The 19,137-nt window shown below is 71.2% G+C and carries 17 protein-coding genes and 1 tRNA gene; 11 read left to right on the forward strand and 7 right to left on the reverse strand.

What is annotated here, in order from left to right:
- Window positions 1-155 precede the first annotated feature (155 nt).
- A complete protein-coding gene (locus ACFYW8_RS12375) occupies window positions 156-740 on the reverse strand; it encodes a hypothetical protein (RefSeq protein ID WP_389071616.1) in 585 nt (194 codons plus the stop codon).
- 55 nt (window positions 741-795) lie between these two features.
- Complete coding sequence (locus ACFYW8_RS12380; RefSeq protein WP_261703807.1) at window positions 796-1,461, reverse strand: bifunctional DNA primase/polymerase; 666 nt, start codon at window positions 1,459-1,461, stop codon at window positions 796-798.
- Between the two features lie 482 nt (window positions 1,462-1,943).
- On the opposite strand from ACFYW8_RS12380, the gene ACFYW8_RS12385 reads away from it, so the two are divergent.
- Complete coding sequence (locus ACFYW8_RS12385) at window positions 1,944-3,455, forward strand: PP2C family protein-serine/threonine phosphatase (protein ID WP_365869589.1); 1,512 nt, start codon at window positions 1,944-1,946, stop codon at window positions 3,453-3,455.
- A 99-nt stretch (window positions 3,456-3,554) separates the two neighbouring features.
- Window positions 3,555-5,057, forward strand: a complete 1,503-nt coding sequence (locus tag ACFYW8_RS12390; protein ID WP_389071626.1) for an aminopeptidase P family protein — start codon at window positions 3,555-3,557, stop codon at window positions 5,055-5,057.
- A 217-nt stretch (window positions 5,058-5,274) separates the two neighbouring features.
- Here ACFYW8_RS12390 and ACFYW8_RS12395 read toward each other — a convergent pair whose 3' ends face one another.
- Complete coding sequence (locus ACFYW8_RS12395) at window positions 5,275-6,099, reverse strand: triphosphoribosyl-dephospho-CoA synthase (protein ID WP_389071631.1); 825 nt, start codon at window positions 6,097-6,099, stop codon at window positions 5,275-5,277.
- Window positions 6,100-6,258: 159 nt separating this feature from the next.
- The gene (locus ACFYW8_RS12400) at window positions 6,259-6,714 is read right to left on the reverse strand and encodes an ATP-binding protein (protein WP_365869409.1); all 456 of its coding nucleotides are present in this window, start codon (window positions 6,712-6,714) and stop codon (window positions 6,259-6,261) included.
- A 274-nt stretch (window positions 6,715-6,988) separates the two neighbouring features.
- Between ACFYW8_RS12400 and ACFYW8_RS12405 the strand changes: the two genes are divergently transcribed.
- The 9 genes from ACFYW8_RS12405 (at window position 6,989) to ACFYW8_RS12445 (ending at window position 17,486) form a co-directional block, all read left to right on the forward strand.
- The gene (locus tag ACFYW8_RS12405) at window positions 6,989-7,837 is read left to right on the forward strand and encodes a hypothetical protein (protein WP_389071638.1); all 849 of its coding nucleotides are present in this window, start codon (window positions 6,989-6,991) and stop codon (window positions 7,835-7,837) included.
- Window positions 7,838-8,074: 237 nt separating this feature from the next.
- On the forward strand, window positions 8,075-8,809 hold the full coding sequence (locus ACFYW8_RS12410) for a YcnI family protein (protein WP_389071643.1): 735 nt from the start codon (window positions 8,075-8,077) through the stop codon (window positions 8,807-8,809).
- Between the two features lie 211 nt (window positions 8,810-9,020).
- Window positions 9,021-9,674 (forward strand): SCO family protein, encoded by a 654-nt coding sequence (locus ACFYW8_RS12415; RefSeq protein WP_389071647.1) that lies wholly within the window; start codon window positions 9,021-9,023, stop codon window positions 9,672-9,674.
- Window positions 9,671-10,159 (forward strand): copper chaperone PCu(A)C, encoded by a 489-nt coding sequence (locus ACFYW8_RS12420; RefSeq protein WP_389071650.1) that lies wholly within the window; start codon window positions 9,671-9,673, stop codon window positions 10,157-10,159. The genes ACFYW8_RS12415 and ACFYW8_RS12420 overlap by 4 nt, the downstream gene beginning before the upstream one ends.
- Window positions 10,160-10,172: 13 nt before the next feature.
- Window positions 10,173-12,350 (forward strand): copper resistance CopC/CopD family protein, encoded by a 2,178-nt coding sequence (locus ACFYW8_RS12425; RefSeq protein WP_389071653.1) that lies wholly within the window; start codon window positions 10,173-10,175, stop codon window positions 12,348-12,350.
- An 8-nt stretch (window positions 12,351-12,358) separates the two neighbouring features.
- A complete protein-coding gene (gene efeB, locus ACFYW8_RS12430; RefSeq protein ID WP_389071656.1) occupies window positions 12,359-13,687 on the forward strand; it encodes an iron uptake transporter deferrochelatase/peroxidase subunit in 1,329 nt (442 codons plus the stop codon).
- 163 nt (window positions 13,688-13,850) lie between these two features.
- Entirely contained in the window at window positions 13,851-14,786 is a 936-nt protein-coding gene (pheA, locus tag ACFYW8_RS12435) for a prephenate dehydratase (RefSeq protein WP_365869401.1), read from the forward strand.
- Between the two features lie 571 nt (window positions 14,787-15,357).
- On the forward strand, window positions 15,358-16,635 hold the full coding sequence (serS, locus tag ACFYW8_RS12440) for a serine--tRNA ligase (protein ID WP_365869400.1): 1,278 nt from the start codon (window positions 15,358-15,360) through the stop codon (window positions 16,633-16,635).
- Window positions 16,636-16,670: 35 nt separating this feature from the next.
- Window positions 16,671-17,486, forward strand: coding sequence for an HAD family hydrolase (locus ACFYW8_RS12445; RefSeq protein ID WP_365869587.1), 816 nt, complete (start codon window positions 16,671-16,673; stop codon window positions 17,484-17,486).
- 147 nt (window positions 17,487-17,633) lie between these two features.
- Here the strand turns inward: ACFYW8_RS12445 and ACFYW8_RS12450 are convergent.
- The 3 genes from ACFYW8_RS12450 to ACFYW8_RS12460 form a co-directional block, all read right to left on the reverse strand.
- Window positions 17,634-17,720 (reverse strand) — tRNA-Ser (locus ACFYW8_RS12450).
- Between the two features lie 262 nt (window positions 17,721-17,982).
- Window positions 17,983-18,282: a hypothetical protein gene (locus tag ACFYW8_RS12455; RefSeq protein WP_365869399.1), complete on the reverse strand. Its 300-nt coding sequence runs from the start codon at window positions 18,280-18,282 to the stop codon at window positions 17,983-17,985.
- A gap of 132 nt (window positions 18,283-18,414) precedes the next feature.
- A complete protein-coding gene (locus ACFYW8_RS12460) occupies window positions 18,415-19,134 on the reverse strand; it encodes an ABC transporter permease (protein ID WP_389071670.1) in 720 nt (239 codons plus the stop codon).
- Window positions 19,135-19,137 lie beyond the last annotated feature (3 nt).

The raw sequence follows: 19,137 nt of genomic DNA on the forward strand, positions 1-19,137 counted from the left end.
CGTTGTGACAGGTAAATCCGTGTCCGAATAGCCGAGATCGAATTTGCGAACCGCCGATCTCTTGTTACCGTTCGAGTAGCCCGGTTGCTGGTGCATCCCCCGTCGCCAGCAACCGGGTCTTTCCATGTGCGGAATCCCGTAGGGCATCAACCGCCTTACTGACGGCTCGAGTTGCTCCCCGAACGCAGCAGCAGAGGCCCGTCCGAGCCGGCGCTCCTCGCGTACTCCGCGACCGCCGAGTACGCCCCCGGATCCCCCGCCGTACGCTCCCTGGGCGTCTCGCACACCCCCGGGTCGTCCTCCGCGTCCACCGCGCAGTTCGTCTGCACCGTGCGTCCGCCGGGCCCCATCAGACTCAGCATCGAGCTCAGCGCGTCGCCTGTCGCGTTGCGGTAGTAGGTGCGCGCCCAGGTCTCCTCGCCCTGCGTCAGGACACAGGTCTGCGCCTCGACCCCGTCGGACGAGGAGAGCTCGGGACCGCACCGGGCGGCGGTGACGAGACCGAGGCCGAGCACCCGGGGGGACCGCCGGGGTCCGGGCGCCGTCGGCCGGTCGTCCGCGCGAGCCGCCCCGCGCAGGGCCGCGGAGTCGTCGTCCACGGAGCCCGCCGACGCCACGGCCAGCGGCAGGGCGAGGACGAACGCCACGACACCCGCCAGCGCCACCAGACGAACTCTTCGGGGGTCCGGCCCGCCGCGCGGCGGCGTCGAGGCCCTGTGCCCCCGAGAATGACGCTGCATAGGCCGACGATAACGAGCGCGGGCGGGCCCGCGGCCCGCCGCGGGCCCGACGCCCCTACAACTCGGGCGCGCTCACACCCGTACGAGTGAGTGCCTCGACGACGGCATCCACGACGGCCTCCACGTCGGGCACCCAGGGGGCGGCCGAACCGGGCAGCGGAGCCCGCTCCCAGCGGATCTGGCCCTGGCCCGTCTCGGACGGCGGCAGTGCGATGTAGCCGCCCTCTCCGTGGAAGCGCAGGGAGCCGGGAACGAAGTCCTTGGCGTAGAGCAGCTCGCCGAGCTGCTCCATGGAGTACGGGGCGACGAGGATCGCCCAGCGGGAGGGGGACGCGACGACCGGGCCGAGGCGCATGCCCGTGCGGTCGAGGGCGTCCAGGGCGCGCGCCGCCGCGAGGGCGGGCAGGCTCACCGCGCACGGGGCGCCGCCTCCGGTGGCCAGCACGATGGGGGCCGACGGCCGGTTGGTCCACCACCAGCGCACCATGCGCTGGTCGGTGGTGGCCGCGAGAAGGCCGGGGTCGAAGGGATGGGCGCCGGGCACCGTGCACTCCGGGTCGGGGCATCCGCAGCGGGCACGCCCCTGCGGGTCGGCCGCCACACCCGGGAGTACGGGCCACCGCCATTCGGTCGCGAAGGTCAGGGCCGCGCTGAGCATCTCAGGCCTCCCGTTGTTCCGCCGGGACAGGAGCCTGCGTCGCCTTCCGAGGATCTCGCGCATGAGCGCTCGTTCCTTTCCGTTGCACGCCTGGCAACACCGAGGATCACATCACACCATGTGTCGATCACTTCACTGTGCGTACCTGCTGGCGCATCACACCCCTGCTTGAGGCAAGGGGAACCCCTCTGGGCCGAGCATGTGGCTGTGTCCGCGCCCATACTGCGTGTATCCAGAGCATGGGCATGGCGTGGGGTGGCGGCGCCTGGCGTTTTACGTCCCGCGTGTTCCTTGCCGCCTCCGCCACGGGAGGATGGGGCACGGTCGTCGGTGGTTAAGACGCCCGGGTCCGTCGCCAGGTTCCGGGCGGATCTCAACCACCCCTGGCCTTCACCGAGTACGTACCCATCACGACCGCTGTGACGCTCCGTCGAACGAGGCCAGTCGACCTCAATAAGCCGTTGCCCGAGTCAGTTTTAGGCCAATTTGGATTTCCCGCAAGGGTTACCACCGGTCTCACGGACACCAGGAATCCCAGCAGGACAATGCTGGACATCCCCTCACGAGTACGTGTACATGTGGAGACACCGCTAGCGGCGCAGAACGACATGGGGGTTTGCGATGCTATTGAGCAATACGCACCGGTCGGAAAGCCGGACGTCATGAACGCCCCTCACCTTCCGAAAGTGGCCGGAATCGATTCAACGGTTCCTTCGCCCGCACACACTGTCGCGCCGGCACCCGCGCCCACGGGTGCCTCTTCGGCCATCCCTCCAGCAGGCCCGGGAGCCGCCCTCCAAGATCGTCTCGCGGGCTGGGTCTCGGATCTCACCACGCTCCACGAACTCACCGAGCGCCTCGCACGCACCGCGACACTGAGTGACGCACTGCAGGAACTGCTGCGCGCCGGAGCCGCCCTCGTGGGCGCCCGGCGCGGTCTCGTCGTCATGGAGCCCGGCGACGGCCTCGGCCCCGACACCACGATCGGCCTCGGCCTCGCCCGAGCGGATCTCGGCCACATCGAGACGGTGCCGCGCAGCTCCATGTCGTACGGGAAGATCCTGGACGGGCTGCCGGGCGGCGAGGGCGAGATCACCCAGCCGGACCTCCTCTCGGAGGACGGGCTCGACCCGCGCCAGCGCGAGGTGGCCGCCCGTCTCGGCTACGCCGCGAGCTACGCGCTGCCGCTGTCCACGGAGGCCGCGGGCCGCCTCGGTGCCGCCGTATGGCTCTACGACGAACCCGCCGAACCGGTGGAGCGTCAGCGCCACCTCATCGGCCTCTACGTCCGCCACGCGACGGAGCACCTGGCGCGGATGCTGGAGCTGGAGCGCGCGCGTGCGTGCGTGACGACGATGTCGGCGGAGCTGCTTCCCCCACGGCTGCCCCGGGTCCCCGGCGTCCAGCTCGCCGCCCGGCACCGCACCGGCCCGCGCGGCGGCGGCGACTGGTACGACGCCCTGCCGCTGCCCGACGCCGCGCTCGGCCTCGCGGTCGGCTCCGTCACCGGGTCCGGTCCCAGCGCGGTCGCCGCCATGGGCCGGCTGCGGGCCTCCCTGCGGGCCTACGCGGTCATGGAGGGCGAGGACCCCGTCGCCGTGCTCTCCGACCTCGAACTGCTGCTGCGGCTCACCGAACCGGCACGCTCGGCCACCGCCCTCTTCGCGTACTGCGAGCCCGCCCTGCGCAAGCTCACGCTCGCCGGTGCCGGACACAGCCCGCCTCTGGTGATCGGTCCGCGGCGCACCGAGTTCGTGGAGACCTCGCTGTCGGCTCCGCTGGGCATGCTCGCCTGCTGGGAGGCTCCGAGCGTCGAACTGACCGCCGACGCCGGCGAGACCGTGCTCATGTACACCGACGGTCTGCTGCACCGCACCGGCGATCCGATGGACCGTGCCTTCGCCCGGCTGCACGCGGCGGCGGCCAGTGTCCCGAGGGCGCTGCGCGAGGACCCCGGCGCGATCGCCGACCATGTGCTGCGCTGTGTGCTGCCGGACGGTCTCGACGAGGCGGACAGCGACGAGGACGTCGTCCTGCTGGCGGCCCGGTTCGAGTGAGCGGGCGCATACCCGGTGTAACAGGTCTTCCGGCCCTGGGCCCCCTTCAGTACGACCGTACGATGGGGGAGGTCCAGAGTCGTATCAAGGAGGCAGACCGTGTCGGAGGCGCTCACCCCGGAGACCCCGGAAGCCGTGCTCGACGAAGCCGCTGACGAAGCGGGCGAAGAAGAGCCGATCAAGCAGCGCAAGAACGGCCTGTACCCGGGCGTGTCCGACGAGCTGGCCGAGAACATGAAGTCCGGCTGGGCCGACACCGAGCTGCGGGGCCTTGAGCCCATCGCGCAGGCCGAGTACACCGCGGCCCGCCGCGCCGCGCTGTCCGCGCGCTTCCCGGGCGAGCGCCTGGTGATCCCGGCGGGCAACCTGAAGACCCGCTCGAACGACACGGAGTACCCCTTCCGTGCCTCGGTCGAGTACGCCTACCTCACCGGCAACCTCACCGAGGACGGCGTCCTCGTGCTGGAGCCCGCCGACGGCCCGAACGGGAATGGCAGCCACAAGGCGACGATCTACCTGCTGCCGCGCTCCAACCGCGAGAACGGCGAGTTCTGGCTCTCCGGGCAGGGCGAGCTGTGGGTAGGCCGCCGCCACTCCCTGGCCGAGGCCGAGCAGCTGTACGGCATCCCCGCCTCGGACGTCCGCGAGCTGCCGGCCGCGCTGACGGAAGCCACCGGTCCCGTCCGCGTCGTGCGTGGCTACGACGCCGCGATCGAGGCCGCCCTCACCGACAAGGTCACCCGCGAGCACGACGACGAACTGCGCGTCTTCCTCTCCGAGGCACGGCTCGTCAAGGACGACTTCGAGGCCGGCGAGCTGCAGAAGGCGGTCGACTCCACCGTGCGCGGCTTCGAGGACGTCGTGAAGGTCCTCGACAAGGCCGAGGCCACCAGCGAGCGCTTCATCGAGGGCACCTTCTTCCTGCGCGCGCGGGTCGAGGGCAACGACATCGGCTACGGCTCGATCTGCGCCTCGGGACCGCACGCCTGCACGCTGCACTGGGTGCGCAACGACGGCCCGGTCCGCTCCGGCGACCTGCTGCTGCTTGACGCGGGTGTGGAGACCCACACCCTCTACACCGCGGACGTCACGCGCACGCTCCCGGTCGACGGCACGTACACGGAGATCCAGAAGAAGATCTACGACGCCGTGTACGAGGCCCAGGAGGCCGGTATCGCGGCCGTGCGGCCGGGCGCCAAGTACCGCGACTTCCACGACGCCGCCCAGCACGTGCTGGCCGAGAAGCTCGTCGAGTGGGGCCTCGTGGAGGGGCCGGTCGAGCGCGTCCTGGAGCTCGGCCTGCAGCGCCGCTGGACCCTGCACGGCACCGGCCACATGCTCGGCATGGACGTCCACGACTGCGCCGCCGCGCGCACCGAGACGTATGTCGAGGGCACGCTGGAGCCGGGCATGTGCCTGACCGTCGAGCCGGGCCTGTACTTCCAGGCGGACGACCTGACCGTGCCCGAGGAGTACCGCGGCATCGGCGTCCGCATCGAGGACGACCTCCTCGTCACCGAGGACGGCAACCGCAACCTGTCGGCCGGTCTGCCGCGCCGCTCGGACGAGGTCGAGGCGTGGATGGCGTCCCTCAAGGGCTGACACGGTGCCCGCGAGGGCTGCTGGGGCTGATACGAGACTGCCGGCCGGGTGCCCCCCAGGGTGCCCGGCCGGCGGTGTGTCCGGGGGCGGCCTCCGGACTCCGGCGTGACCGCGAGGGCGGCCCTGGACGGCCTCCTGACTCCGGCGTGACCACGAGGGCGGCCCTGCGCCGACTCCGGCTTCCGGTCCGGTGCCGGAGGGGACCTGGACGGACCCGTCAGAGGCGCGTGACCGGCAGAGCGTCCACGAACAGCGCGCCCGCGAGCAGGCCGCTGCTGCCCCGGGGGCTCCACCCGCGCGCGTGGAGATCCTCGTCGAGGGCGGCCAGGCCCGAACGCCCCGCCTCCGTGGACGTACCTCCCGCTTCCAGCACACCCCGGGCTCCCGCCTGGACATGACGGAGTCCATGGGGACCGGCGCTATACAGCAACTCGGTGTCCTGGAGCGTGGACATGACCGTGAGGAGGGCGTCGAGACGGGCGCACGGTTCGGGAACGCCGGCCGAGCGGGCGCCGGCGAGCGCGTCCAACGCCCTTCTCACGTGCGGGAATCCGGCACGCGCCTCACCGCGCGCACCGGCCGCGCCGTACGTCGCCGAGACGGACGAGCCGCGGGAGGGCCGCCGCGGCGCCCGCCGGTCGGCGTGCGCCGCGATCCGCTTGGCCGTCGCGGTGACATCAGCTCCAGTGCCCCCGGGGTCCAACGCCGCCGCCGCGACCAGCAGTCCGAGAACCCACAGGGCACCGCGGTGGCCGCCGCCCGTCAGGGCCACCGAATGCTCGGTGCACCGGCCGATCGAGCCCAGCTCCGCGCGGAGTTCGGGCGTGGCGCGGCCGGTGCGGCGGGCGGCGGCGGCCATGGCCGCGAGGCCGGGGGCGAGCGCCTTGGCGGACCAGCGCAGGGAACACAGATCCCGCCGGGTGACCCGGGCCCGGAGGTCACGCGGGTCGGGCAGTCCGGGTTTGGGCGTCAGCTCCAGCTGACGGGTCAACGCGGCCACCGCGGCCCGCGCCAGCGCCTCGTCGTCCTCGCGGCTGCCCATCGGCGTATCCCTTCCCATGAGGACGCCGGCGGCGAAGGCACCTGGAGACGAACCGGCTGCGTGCGAAGGAAAGCTAGGCACCTCAGCCCTCAAGAACCTGGGTGCAGCCTGTGACGGGCCTGTGGACTCCGGGACGGCGGAGCGCTGCGGCTCAGCTCGTCAAGCCGGCAGCAGCGAGGGGACCTTCCGCCACTTGAGGATCTTGTCGAAGCTCACCACCGCGCCGCCGCGCCCCGGCTTGTTGCCGATGTGGACGTGGTCGGCCAGCTCCCTGATCAGACACAGACCTCTGCCGTGCTCCGCGTCCTCGCCCGCCTGGCGGAGCAGGGCGCGGGCGTTACCGGCGGGAAAACCCGGACCCGAGTCGGCGACCTCGATGCGGCACTGATCACCGTCGAGGTAGGCCGTCACGCGGTACGCCTCGCAGGAGTCACCCCGCACGGTGTCCCCGCCGTGCTCGACTGCGTTGGCACAGGCCTCGGTGAGCGCGACGGAGAGGTCGTACGAGATGTCCGGGTCGACGCCCGCGCTCTCCATCGTGCCGAGCAACAGGCGTCTGGCGAGCGGAACACTCGCAGCCTCGCGCCGCAAATGGAGTGACCACCAGATGCTCATGCTCCAGCCTCCCGGCCGCGGCTCGACATACCGTTACGTATTGCCGCAACCACCCGTGCGCAATCGCATACACGACGTGATGCCGCCCATACGGCCGATGCGTTCGCATGACGGGGCGGTGTATGCACACGCGAGTTGACGCCGGATGGCGTCGGACGACGTCGGACGACGTCGGCCTTTCGGCGGTAGGCCGCGTTGCGGACGGACCGGTCACATGCCGTCAATCGGACCTGCCGCGTGGGGCCCGGGCGCCCAGTGCGATGATGAGCCCGCCATGACTGCCCCCCACCAGCGTTCGGCGCGTTCCGGAGCAGGCCTCCGGACCCTGAGGGCCGCGGTGTTCGCCGCGGTCTGCGTCGTGCTGGCCGCGGCAGGTCACGGGATCGCCTCCTGCGCCACGGTCCCCCTGTGGACGCTGGGCACCGCCTTCCTCGCGGTCTTCGCCGTCGCCGCGGCGCTCGCGGGACGCGAACGCGCGCTGCCGGGCATCGTGGCGCTCCTCGCGTTCGGCCAGACCGCGCTGCACACACTCTTCGGACTCGGTCTGCAGGCCGGTACGACGGCCACCGGGTCCATGGGCTCGATGGCCTCGGGGATGTCGATGTCCGACGCCTCGCTCGTGGCGCGGGCCGCCCACCTGGTGTGCGGTACGGCCGCGGCGGCGATCAGCCCCGCGCAGGCCCAGAAGATCCTCGCCGACGCGGGGATCGACACGGGCATGACGGACATGCCCGGCATGACGTCGTCCATGCGCCATGCCGCGGACGCCCTGCCGGCCGCCGCGGGCACCCCGATGCCGGTGCTGCCCTCCCTGCCGATGCTGCTCGGCCACTTCCTCGCGGCCGTCGCCGCCGGGTGGGTGCTGCGCCGCGGCGACCTGGCCCTCCTGCGACTCATGCGGCTCTCGGCGCAGGGAGTCGCGGAAGCGGCGCTCGTACGGTCCTTGCGCGCCGCACTGACACTCGTACGCGCCCTGCGTACGGGACTTCCCGGAGCGCCCGAAGTCGCGCGCACGCCTCGCACCGCGCTGCTCGCGCCCCTCGCTCCACGGACGACCACCCTGCAGCACACCGTCGTCCGCCGCGGGCCGCCCGTCTCCACCGCACTCGTCCTCGTCGCCTGACACGACGCGCCGCTTCACGGAATCCACGGAATCCCCCGAGTTCACGAGCCCGGAGTCCTCGACTTCACGCCTCATGGACCTCACGGGCTTCACGGACCTCCTCGAAGGGGACGCGGCCGTGTCGCACGCGCGCGTGCCCGCCGGGTCTCCCCGGGCGCCGCTTCGCCCCTTCCGCGGGACACCGAGGCGCACGCGCGTCCCCTTTGTCACTGGACTGAAAGTGGAGTGTTCCCTTCCATGAAGGCTTCTCGTCTCGCCGCCGTCGGCACCGTCGCCGCCACGGCCGTTCTCGCCCTGTCCGCCCCCGCGTTCGCGCACGTCAGCGTGCAGCCCGAGGGCGCGGCCGCCAAGGGCGGCTACGCCGTCGTGAACTTCAAGGTGCCCAACGAGCGCGACAACGCCTCGACCACCCAGGTCGAGGTGAACCTCCCGGCCGACCACCCGCTGGCCTCCGTCATGCCGCAGCCGCTCGACGGCTGGACGGTGAAGGTCACCAAGTCCAAGCTGGACAAGCCGGTCACCGCACACGGCGAGAAGATCGGCGAGGCCGTCACCAAGGTCACCTGGACCGCCGACGGCAAGGGCATCGAGCCGGGCTTCTTCCAGAAGTTCCCGCTCTCCATCGGCGCGCTTCCCGAGGACACCGACGAACTCGTCTTCAAGGCCGTCCAGACGTACTCCGACAAGGATGTGGTGCGCTGGATCGAGCCGCAGAAGGAGGGCGCGGAGGAGCCCGAGAACCCGGCTCCGGTGCTCGCGCTCTCGGCCGCCACCGAGGAGGGCCATCACGGATCCGCCGTCGCCGAGGACGCCTCCGACACCAAGGACACCGCCAAGGACACCACCGAGGCGGCCGCCTCCCCGGACGGCAGCGACACCACCGCGCGCGTGCTCGGCGTCGTCGGCATCGCCGTCGGCCTGGCGGGCGTGGCGTACGGCGTTCTGGCCGGCCGTCGGCGTACGAACGCCTGAGCTGCCGGCAAGCACCTGAGGTACTGAGACACAACCGCTCCCGGTGCGCACCGGAGGGTCGCGGACGCGGCTCTCCGGCTCGGACGACCCGGACCGGCCCGGACGTGACCGGCCCGGCCCGCCCGGCCCGCCCGGTCACGTCCGACCTGGCCCTTCGGCCTCGTTCGACCCCCGGTGCGCACCGGAGCGCTCACATCTGGGACATTTTTCTATGCGCAAGAAGACGTACGCGATGGCCGCCCTGTTCGCCGCCGCCGCGCTGACCCTCTCCGCCTGCGGCGGTGGTGACGACAGCAACAAGCCGGTCACCGACGTGTCCGCCGAGGCGGGCTCCGCCAAGGCCGCGACGGTACTCGACAATCCGTACGAGAAGCCGGACCTCGTGCTGACCGACACGGCCGGCAAGAAGTACGACCTGCGCGCGGAGACCAAGGGTCGGCCGACGCTCATCTACTTCGGCTACACCCACTGCCCCGACGCCTGCCCCCTGACGATGAACAACCTCGCGGTCGCGAAGAAGCAGCTGCCGAAGGCCGAGCAGGACAAGCTGCGCGTCGTGTTCGTCACCACCGACCCGGCCCGCGACACCCCCGCCGCGCTCGGTACGTGGCTCAAGGGCATCGACCCGGACTTCATCGGCCTGACCGGCGACTTCGCCACGATCCAGGCCGGCGCCCGCTCCCTGCACATCACCATCGAGCCCACCACGAAGAACAAGAACGGCAAGGTCGTCTCCGTGCACGGCACCCAGGTCATCGCCTTCTCGCCGAAGACCGACGCGGGCTACGTGCTGTACGGCGAGAGCGCCACCGTCGACGACTACACCAAGGACCTTCCCAAGATCGCCGAGGGGAAGAACCCGTGAACCACCGTCCGAGTCGTCACGCGAGGCTCCTCGCCGTCGGCGCACTGGTCATAGCCGCCTCGGGAACACTGGCGGGCTGCGGTTCGGGCGACTCCTCCTCGTCGTCCCCGGCCACGCCCGGACTCCAGGTCACCGGCGCCTACATGCCCGCCCCGAGCACGGAGACCATGGCGGCGGGCTTCTTCACCGTCACCAGCTCCGGCGGCGCCGACACGCTCACCGCGGTCACCAGCGACCTCTCGGACGAGGTCACGATGGACACGACCGAGGACGGCGCGATGCGGGAGAAGAAGTCATTCGCCGTGCCCGCCGGGGGCACCCTGGACTTCACGAGCGGCGGCAACCACCTCATGTTCGCAAAGCTCACCCACAAGCCCGAACAGGGCGAGAAGGTGTCCGTGGAACTGCACTTCGCCAAGTCCGGCACGGTCAGGATCTCCATGCCGGTGAAATCCGCGACCTACAACCCGAAGACCGGGCACTGAGGGAGGCATCACCGTGACACTGACCATCGCCCCCCGCTTCCGGACCCTCCTGCTGCTGCTCCTCGCCGTGTTCGGCGCGCTCCTGGCAGGCGCCGCGCCCGCCTCCGCGCACGCCGCGCTGACCGGGAGCAACCCGACGCAGGGATCGGTGGTCGACAAGGCACCCACCCAGGTCTCGCTCACCTTCTCCGAGCAGGTCTCGCTGAACGACGGCTCGCTCCAAGTGCTCGACCCCAGGGGCAAGCGCGTCGACACTGGCGGCGCGAGCGACCTGGGCGGCGACACGTACGGCCTGAAACTACGCCCGGGGCTGCCCGACGGCACGTACACCGTCACCTACCAGGTGGTGTCGGCGGACAGCCACCCCGTCTCCGGCGCCTTCACCTTCTCCATCGGCGCCCCCTCGCAGACCTCCGTCGCGTTGTCCGACCAAGCGGTGGGCGGCGGCGTGGTGGGCTTCCTCTACGGAGCGGCGCGCTACTTCTCGTACGCGGGATTCATCCTGCTCGTCGGCGGGGCCGCCTTCGTGCTGGGCTGCTGGCAGCGGGGCTCCGGCGTCCGGCCGGTGCAGCGGGTCGTGGTCTCGGGATGGCTCACGCTGACCGCCTCCACACTCGCTCTGCTGCTCCTGCGCGGTTCGTACGTGGGGTCCGGCGACGTCGGCGACGTCTTCGACCTGACCCTGCTCGGGGAGGTGCTGCAGACCAAGTCGGGCGCGGCGCTGGTGTCGCGGCTGCTGCTGCTGGCCGCTGCGGCGCTGTTCATCGCGGTGCTCTTCGGCGCGTACGCCAAGCGCGACGAGGACGAACGGGCGGCGGCCACGGCCCTGGCCGGGGACGCCACCGCGGCGCAGACAGCCGGCCCGGAAGCGGCCGGCACGAAGGAATCCGCCGGTGGGGCGGACACGAAGACCGTCGCAACGAAGACCGCCGCCGCACAGACGGCCGACACGAAGACGGCCGCCGCACAGACGGCCGACAGGAACACGGCCGCCGCGCGGACGGTCAGTGTGAAAGCGACGCGCGGCGAACGGGCCGAGGCGCCGGGCGGCGGTCCTGACGGCACCGAGGACGCCGACGGCCTGGCCGCCGACGCCGATCACCTGGCCGCGGAGAAGAGCGACCTCACCTTCGGGCTCGCCATCGGCGGCGCGGTCGTCGCGGCCGGTCTCGCCGCGACCTGGGCCATGGCCGAGCACGCCTCGACCGGCATCCAGCCGGCCGTCGCGATGCCCGTCGACGTCCTGCACCTGCTGGCCGTCGCCGTCTGGCTCGGCGGTCTGTCGACGCTGGTGGTGGCCCTCTTCCGGGCGCCGGCGGACACGCAGATCGAGGCGAGCGCCGTGCGCCGGTTCTCCCGCCTCGCGTTCGGCGCCGTCCTCGTGCTGGTCGCCACCGGGATCTACCAGTCGTGGCGACAGCTCGGCTCCTGGTCGGCGCTCACCGACACGACGTACGGACAGCTGCTGCTCGTCAAGGTCGGCCTGGTCGCCCTCCTCGTGGGCATCGCGTGGATCTCGCGGCGCTGGACGGCCCGGCTGTCCGAGGCGACGGCTCCCGAGGCCGCCGCCGTCGTGGAACAGCGCTCCGCGCCGAGGACGCCAGGCACCGTTCCCGCCGACTCCAGGCGCGCCGCCCAACTCGCCAGGCAGCAGGCCGCCGTGGACTCCACCCGCGAGAAGCGTGTCCGCGACGCCGACCCGCACCGCTCGGGGCTGCGCCGCTCGGTACTCGCCGAGGCCGGGGTCGCGGTCGTCCTGCTCGCGGTCACCACCGCGCTGACGACCACCGAACCGGGACGTACGGCGGAGGCGGCGCGGCAGGCCACCGCGTCCGCCTCGCAACGCTCCGGGCCGCTCTCCCTGAAGATCCCGTTCGACACGGGCGGCGAGGACGGCAAGGGCACGGTGGAGATCACTCTCGACCCGGCCCGCGTCGGCGGCAACGAGATGCACGTCTTCGTGGTCCGGCCGAACGGCAGGGCCTTCGACGTCCCCGAGGTGAAGGTCGCCTTCACGCTCGCGGCGAAGGACGTCGGCCCTCTGCCGGTGACCCCCGACCGGGTCTCCACCGGACACTGGGCGGCGAGCGGAGTTCAGATCCCCTTGGCGGGCGACTGGAAGATCGCGGTGACCGTGCGCACCTCCGACATCGACCAGGCCACCGTGAACAAGAACGCGCAGATCGGCTGACCCTGACCATGGCTGACCAGTCCACCCCCGGGACCTCCTCCCCCTCCGCCCGGACGGCACCCTCCCCTGAGGCGTCCCCGGCGTCCCCCGGCATCGCGTCGCCCGGCGACTCCCCGAACGGGGTCATGTCGCGGCGCCGGCTGCTCGGCACCGCCGGCGCCACCGGACTCGCCCTCGGAGCTGCGGGGGCGGCCGTCGGCTACGCGGCGGCGCCCTCCCCGGGGAAAACCATCCCGCTGACCTCGGTCGGCGCGGACATGGCAATGTTTCACGGGAAACATCAGCCCGGCATCACCACCGCGCTCCAGGCGCGCGGCCACCTCGTCTCCTTCGACCTGACGGCGGGCGCGGGACGCAGGGAGGCCGCCGCCCTGCTGCGCCGCTGGTCGGTGACGGCCCAGCGGCTGATGTCCGGCGAGGCCGCGGCCCACGAGGACACGGATGTCGCGCGTGACGCCGGCCCGTCGTCCCTCACCGTCACCTTCGGCTTCGGGCACAGCTTCTTCGCGCGTACGGGCCTGGAGAAGCAGCGCCCGGTCGCCCTGGACCCGCTGCCCGACTTCTCCTCCGACCGGCTCGACAAGGCGCGCAGCGACGGCGACCTGTGGGTGCAGATCGGCGCGAACGACGCCCTCGTCGCCTTCCACGCCCTGCGCGCGATCCAGAAGGACGCGGGCGGCGCGGCGCGCGTGCGCTGGCAGATGAACGGTTTCAACCGCTCGCCGGGCGCCACCGCCGAGCCGATGACCGCGCGGAACCTGATGGGTCAGATCGACGGCACCCGCAATCCGAAGCCGTCCGAGCCCGACTTCGACGGGCGCGTCTTCGTCCCCGCCTCCGGCGACCCGGGATGGATGGCGAACGGCTCGTACGCCGTCGTACGCCGTATCCGCATGCTTCTCGACGACTGGGAGAAGCTCTCGGGCAAGGCCCAGGAGGACGTCATCGGGCGGAAGAAGTCCACCGGGGCGCCCCTGAGCGGCGGCACCGAGACCACCCCGATGGACCTGGACAAGACCGACGCCGGCGGCAACCCGGTCGTGCCCGTCAACGCGCACGCCCGCATCACCCGGCCCGACCAGAACGGCGGCGCCGCGATGCTGCGCCGCCCGTTCTCCTTCCACGACGGCATCGGCACCGACGGGACACCCGACGCCGGCCTGCTCTTCGTGTGCTGGCAGGCCGATCCGGTGCGCGGCTTCGTCCCCGTCCAGCGCAAACTCGACCGCGGCGACGCGCTCTCGACGTTCATCCGCCATGAATCGAGCGGGCTCTTCGCGGTGCCGGGCGGCGCGGCGGAGGGGGAGTACGTGGGCCAGCGGTTGCTGGAGGGGTGAAGACCCGCCGTGCCGGGCTCCGTACCCGGCACGGAGCGAGGCTCCGTACCGAAGCTCTGGGGGCATGAGCCTGGTGCCGGGCCCGTACCCGGCCCGGCACAGGGCTCCTAACCGGGCTCCGTGGGCGTGAGCCGCGCCGGGCGAGGCCCATTAGGGTGACCGTATGTCGGCGACGCGCTACACCTATCTCGGCCCCGAGGGTACGTTCACCGAGGCCGCCCTCCGCACGCTTCCCGAGGCCGCGACGCGGGAACTGGTGCCCATGGTGTCCGTTCCGGCCGCGCTCGACGCGGTGCGCGGCGGCCAGGCGGCGGGCGCGCTCGTCCCGATCGAGAACTCCGTCGAGGGCGGTGTCACCGCCACCCTCGACGAGCTCGCCAAGGGCGACCAGCTGATGATCTACCGCGAGGTCGTGCTGCCGATCGCCTTCGCCCTGCTGGTCAGGCCCGGCACGACACTGAAGGACGTCAAGACGGTCACCGGACACCCGGTCGCCCAGCCCCAGGTGCGCAACTGGCTGGCCACTCACCTGCCGGACGCCCTGTGGGAGTCGGCGGCCTCGAACGCGGACGGTGCCCGGCTGGTCCAGGAGGGCCGTTTCGACGCGGCCTTCGCGGGCGAGTTCGCGGCGGCCACGTACGGCCTCGAACCGCTGGTGACCGAGATCCACGACGCGGCGAACGCCGAGACCCGCTTCGTGCTGGTCGGCCGCCCGGCCCGGCCCGCCGCGCCGACCGGCGCCGACAAGACGTCCGTGGTCATCTGGCTCGGCGACGACCACCCCGGCGCGCTGCTCGAACTGCTTCAGGAATTCGCCGTGCGCGGCGTCAACCTGATGCGGATCGAATCCCGCCCCACCGGACAGGGCATCGGCAATTACTGCTTCTCGGTGGACGCCGAGGGGCACATCACGGACCGCCGGGTGGGCGAAGCGCTGATGGGCCTGAAGCGGATCTGCCCCCAGGTGCGCTTCCTCGGTTCCTATCCGCGGGCCGGTGTCGCCCTGGAGGACGTAAGGCCGCTGCGGCCGGGGACGTCGGACAACGAGTTCTCCGCCGCGTCGGACTGGCTGGCGCGCTGCGCGGACGGCCGGTTCTGAGCGGCGGATCCACAGCCGTCCGAGCGTTTCCCCACGGTCCTACCTGCTGATTTTCGTCATCCACAGATGTTATCCACAGGTGCGCTTCTCGACCTGGGGACAAGTCGACAACGAAGTGCTACATCATCGACAAATCGGCTACTGGACCCAAGTCCTTCCACAACCCCGTACGACACCCTTCGTCTACCCTTTTCCATTGATCAACCCTATGGAGGGAATCATTTACACCCGAAAGTGGGTGTACGGAGGGTTTGAACCGGGAATTCCTCAGCCGGCGAAGGGTGATCGGAATGATCAATTCCGGCATCCACAGATCTTCCACACACCCTGTGGATAACTATCCGAAGGGGTCACCCCCTGTGGACAACCCGGCTCACAAGTCCCGTCCCCCGCAAGGAAATCCAGTCAACCGACGAAGAGCCGTCTGCCCCGTTTCGGGGAGTAGGCCCCTTTCCTTGACGTCGTTCGGTGATCAAGGGATTCAGTCCGGCATTTCACTCATACCGTGACAGCCCTCACGCTCTGGAATATCGGGTCGTTGACCGGAAGCCCGCACCGGTAGCCTTGAGGGGTGATTGACCTTCGCCTGCTCCGTGAGGACCCCGACCGTGTTCGCGCCTCCCAGCGCGCCCGTGGAGAGGATGTCGCGCTCGTCGACTCCCTCCTCTCCGCCGACGAGCGGCGCAGGTCGTCCGGCGTCCGCTTCGACGAGCTGCGTTCCGAGCAGAAATCGCTCGGCAAGCTGATCCCCAAGGCCTCCCCGGACGAGCGCGCCGAGCTGCTGAAGAAGGCCGAGCAGCTCAAGACCGACGTCAAGGCCGCCGAGGCCGAACAGAACGAGGCGGACGAGGCGGCCAAGCGGCTCCTCCTCCAGCTCGGGAACCTGGTGCACCCCGACGTCCCGGTCGGCGGCGAGGAGGACTTCGTCGTCCTGGAGACGCACGGCACCATCCGCGACTTCGCCGCCGAGGGCTTCGAGCCCAAGGACCACCTGGAACTCGGCGAGGCCCTTGGCGCCATCGACGTCGAGCGTGGCGCCAAGGTGTCCGGTTCGCGCTTCTACTACCTGACGGGCGTCGGCGCGCTCCTGGAGCTCGCCCTCGTCAACGCGGCGATCGCACAGGCCACCGAGGCCGGCTTCACGCCGATGCTGACCCCGGCCCTGGTCCGCCCGCGCGCGATGGAGGGCACCGGCTTCCTCGGCCAGGCCGCGGAGAACGTGTACCACCTGGAGAAGGACGACTACTACCTGGTCGGCACCTCCGAGGTCCCCCTCGCGGCGTACCACATGGACGAGATCCTCGACGCGGACAAGCTGCCGATGCGCTACGCCGGTTTCTCGCCGTGCTTCCGCCGTGAGGCCGGCACCTACGGCAAGGACACCCGCGGCATCTTCCGCGTCCACCAGTTCGACAAGGTCGAGATGTTCTCGTACGTCGACCCCGCGGACGCCGAGAACGAGCATCAGCGGCTCCTCGAATGGGAGAAGCAGTGGCTGACCGGCCTCGAACTGCCCTTCCAGGTGATCGACGTGGCGAGCGGCGACCTGGGCTCCTCCGCCTCCCGCAAGTTCGACTGCGAGGCGTGGATCCCGACCCAGGGCAAGTACCGCGAGCTGACCTCGGCCTCCAACTGCGACGGCTTCCAGGCCCGCCGCCTGTCCGTCCGTATGCGTGACGGCAAGAAGGTCCAGCCGCTCGCCACGCTGAACGGCACGCTGTGCGCCGTCCCGCGCACCATCGTCGCGATCCTGGAGAACCACCAGCTCGCCGACGGTTCGGTGCGGGTTCCCGAGGTCCTTCGGCCCTACCTGGGCGGCCGTGAGGTTCTGGAGCCGATCTCCAAGTGACCAGCACCACCGGGTCGACGGGATCGTCCGGGGCCATGGAGCCGGGGGCTTTTCCGTACAAGCTCGTCGCGACCGATCTCGACGGGACGCTGCTGCGTTCCGACGAGACGGTCTCGGCGCGTACGCGTGACGCGCTCGCCGCGGTGACCGAGGCGGGCGCGGCCCACATCGTCGTCACCGGGCGCGCGGTTCCCTGGACGCGGCACATCCTCGACGACCTCGGTTACCGGGGTCTGGCGGTCTGCGGTCAGGGCGCGCAGGTCTATGACGCGGGGGAGCACCGGCTGCTCACCTCGGTGACGCTGGACCGGCAGCTGGCCGGTCTCGCGCTCGCCAAGATCGAGGCGGAGGCCGGCCCGCTGCTGCTGGCGGCGAGCCGCGACGGGCTCGAGGGCGAGGTGCTGGTCGGCCCCGGCTACCGAAGGCTGGACGGCCCGCTCCCGGTCGTCCCTATCAAGGACGCGGCGGACCTCTGGTCGGCCCCTCTGAACAAGGTGTACGTCCAGCACCCGACGCTCTCCGACGACGAACTGGCGGCCGTTGCCATGGAGGTCGCGGGCGGACTCGTCGGCGTCATGATGGCGGGTGCGGGGATAGTGGAACTCCTCCCCCTCGGCCTCTCCAAGGCGACGGGGCTGTCCCTGGCCGCCCGGCGCCTCGGCGTCAAGGCCGCGGACACGATCGCCTTCGGCGACATGCCGAACGACCTCCCGATGTTCGCCTGGGCGAAGCACGGGGTGGCCATGGCCAACGCCCACGACGACCTCAAGGCGATCGCGGACGAGGTGACGTCCTCGAACGAGGAGGACGGTATCGCGGTGGTACTGGAGCGGTTGCTGACGCAGCCGTAGCGGTTGCCGGGCCGCTCCCCCTCGGGGTTCTGGGCCGGTGATCGCCCTCGTCGGATGGCAGGCCGCCGGATGGCTGGTCGGCAGACGGCTGGTCGGCAGACGACGGGTCGGCGGGTGTGTTCGCCGGGGTTTCCCGGCCAGGTCTTGCGGAGGATGCGCGGATCGAACGCGCGCGGGGTTTCACCCCCGACCACGGCTTAGCAAGCCGGTGCCTTTCCACTCGGCCAATCCTCCGGGTGGGCGGCCCGCGCGTGACGCGCGCTCGAAGCGGCCGCCCCGGGCAACTCCCCCTGCGGAGCGGGTTCTTCGGAGGAGTGACTACTCCGGAACCCGCCGCGGGCTGCCCTGCCGGGAGCTCGACGTACTGCTCCTGATGAACATCGTCGCGCTCCTCTCCCAGAACGTGGCGCCGGCTCTGCGCGTCGGCGTGAACACAACCACTGTGCCCGTACGCCGACTTGGGCGCCACTGGATTAAGGGCCGCCCCCATGTGGCCTCACTTACGGCGCCACCTGCGCCGACGCCCCTTGCTGAAGAACCACCCCGCGGGCGGCTCGTCCGAGCGCCAGGGCTGCGGATCGGGTCCTCCCTCGCGCCAGCGGGCGGCGAGCATGCGCGCGCGGGCCGACGGCTCGGTCGTCTCGGCGGACCGTATGAAGTTCTCGTCGAGCACGAGGTCGTCCCACGGCTCCCCGGCCGTGTCCCCGAGCCCGTCCCCCGACCTGTTCCCGGCCCTGTCCACGGACCGGTTCCCGGCCTGTTCGCGGCCGTCACCCCTTGGTTCCTCGCCTGCCATCCCCGTTCCTCCTGGCCGTGCGTCCCCGTTCGCCCAGTGTGCCCGGACAGGGATGAAGCCGATGTCAAGAAAAAAGGGGGCTCTCCGGACGCGTGCCGCCCACCAGTCGGCACGCGCCCGGGGAGCCCTCGCTCACTCCTCGCCGGCCAGCGTCAGCGACCGCAGCCGCTGCCCCGCGTACCAGGTGGCGAGGACGGTGACCACGATCAGCAGGACTGTCGCGGTCGGCAGGCTCACGTCCGAGGTGACGAGGTCTCCGCCGGTCACCTTGTGGCCCACGGCGAGCGCCCACTGCTGGACGCTGAGCGTGCGGGCGCCGGACACCAGGGACCCGAACAGGGCCTCCCAGACGAGCGCGTAGACGAGTCCGAAGACCACCGCGTGCCGGGTCACGGTCCCGAGGAGCAGGAACATCGCGGCGTAGGCGATCGAGGCGACCAGGGCGGCCACGGTGTAGGCGACGGCGATCTGCTGGCCGTTGCCGTTCAGGATCATGCCCGCGATGAACGTCGGCACCGCCGAGAAGGCCATGGTGACGGCGATCGCGACGATCAGCTTGGTGAAGATGATCGTGGGCCGCTTCAGGGGCTTGGCCAGCAGATACACCACCGAGCCGTCGTCGATCTCGGGACCGATCGCTCCCGTGCCGGCGATGACACCGATGATCGGCACCATGGTGGCCAGCGCGAACCCGCCGAGCAGGTCCGAGGCCACCTGGTCGTCGGCCCCGGAGAAGCTCCGGACGGCCAGGGAGAGCACGATGAGCAGGACGGGCAGGACGCCGAGGATGAGCGCCCGTCGGCGGCCGAGCAGGCCCCGATAGGTGAGCCGGGCGACTGTGGGGTCGTACATCTT

Source organism: Streptomyces sp. NPDC002742 (genome assembly GCF_042888885.1).
Lineage (GTDB): Bacteria > Actinomycetota > Actinomycetes > Streptomycetales > Streptomycetaceae > Streptomyces.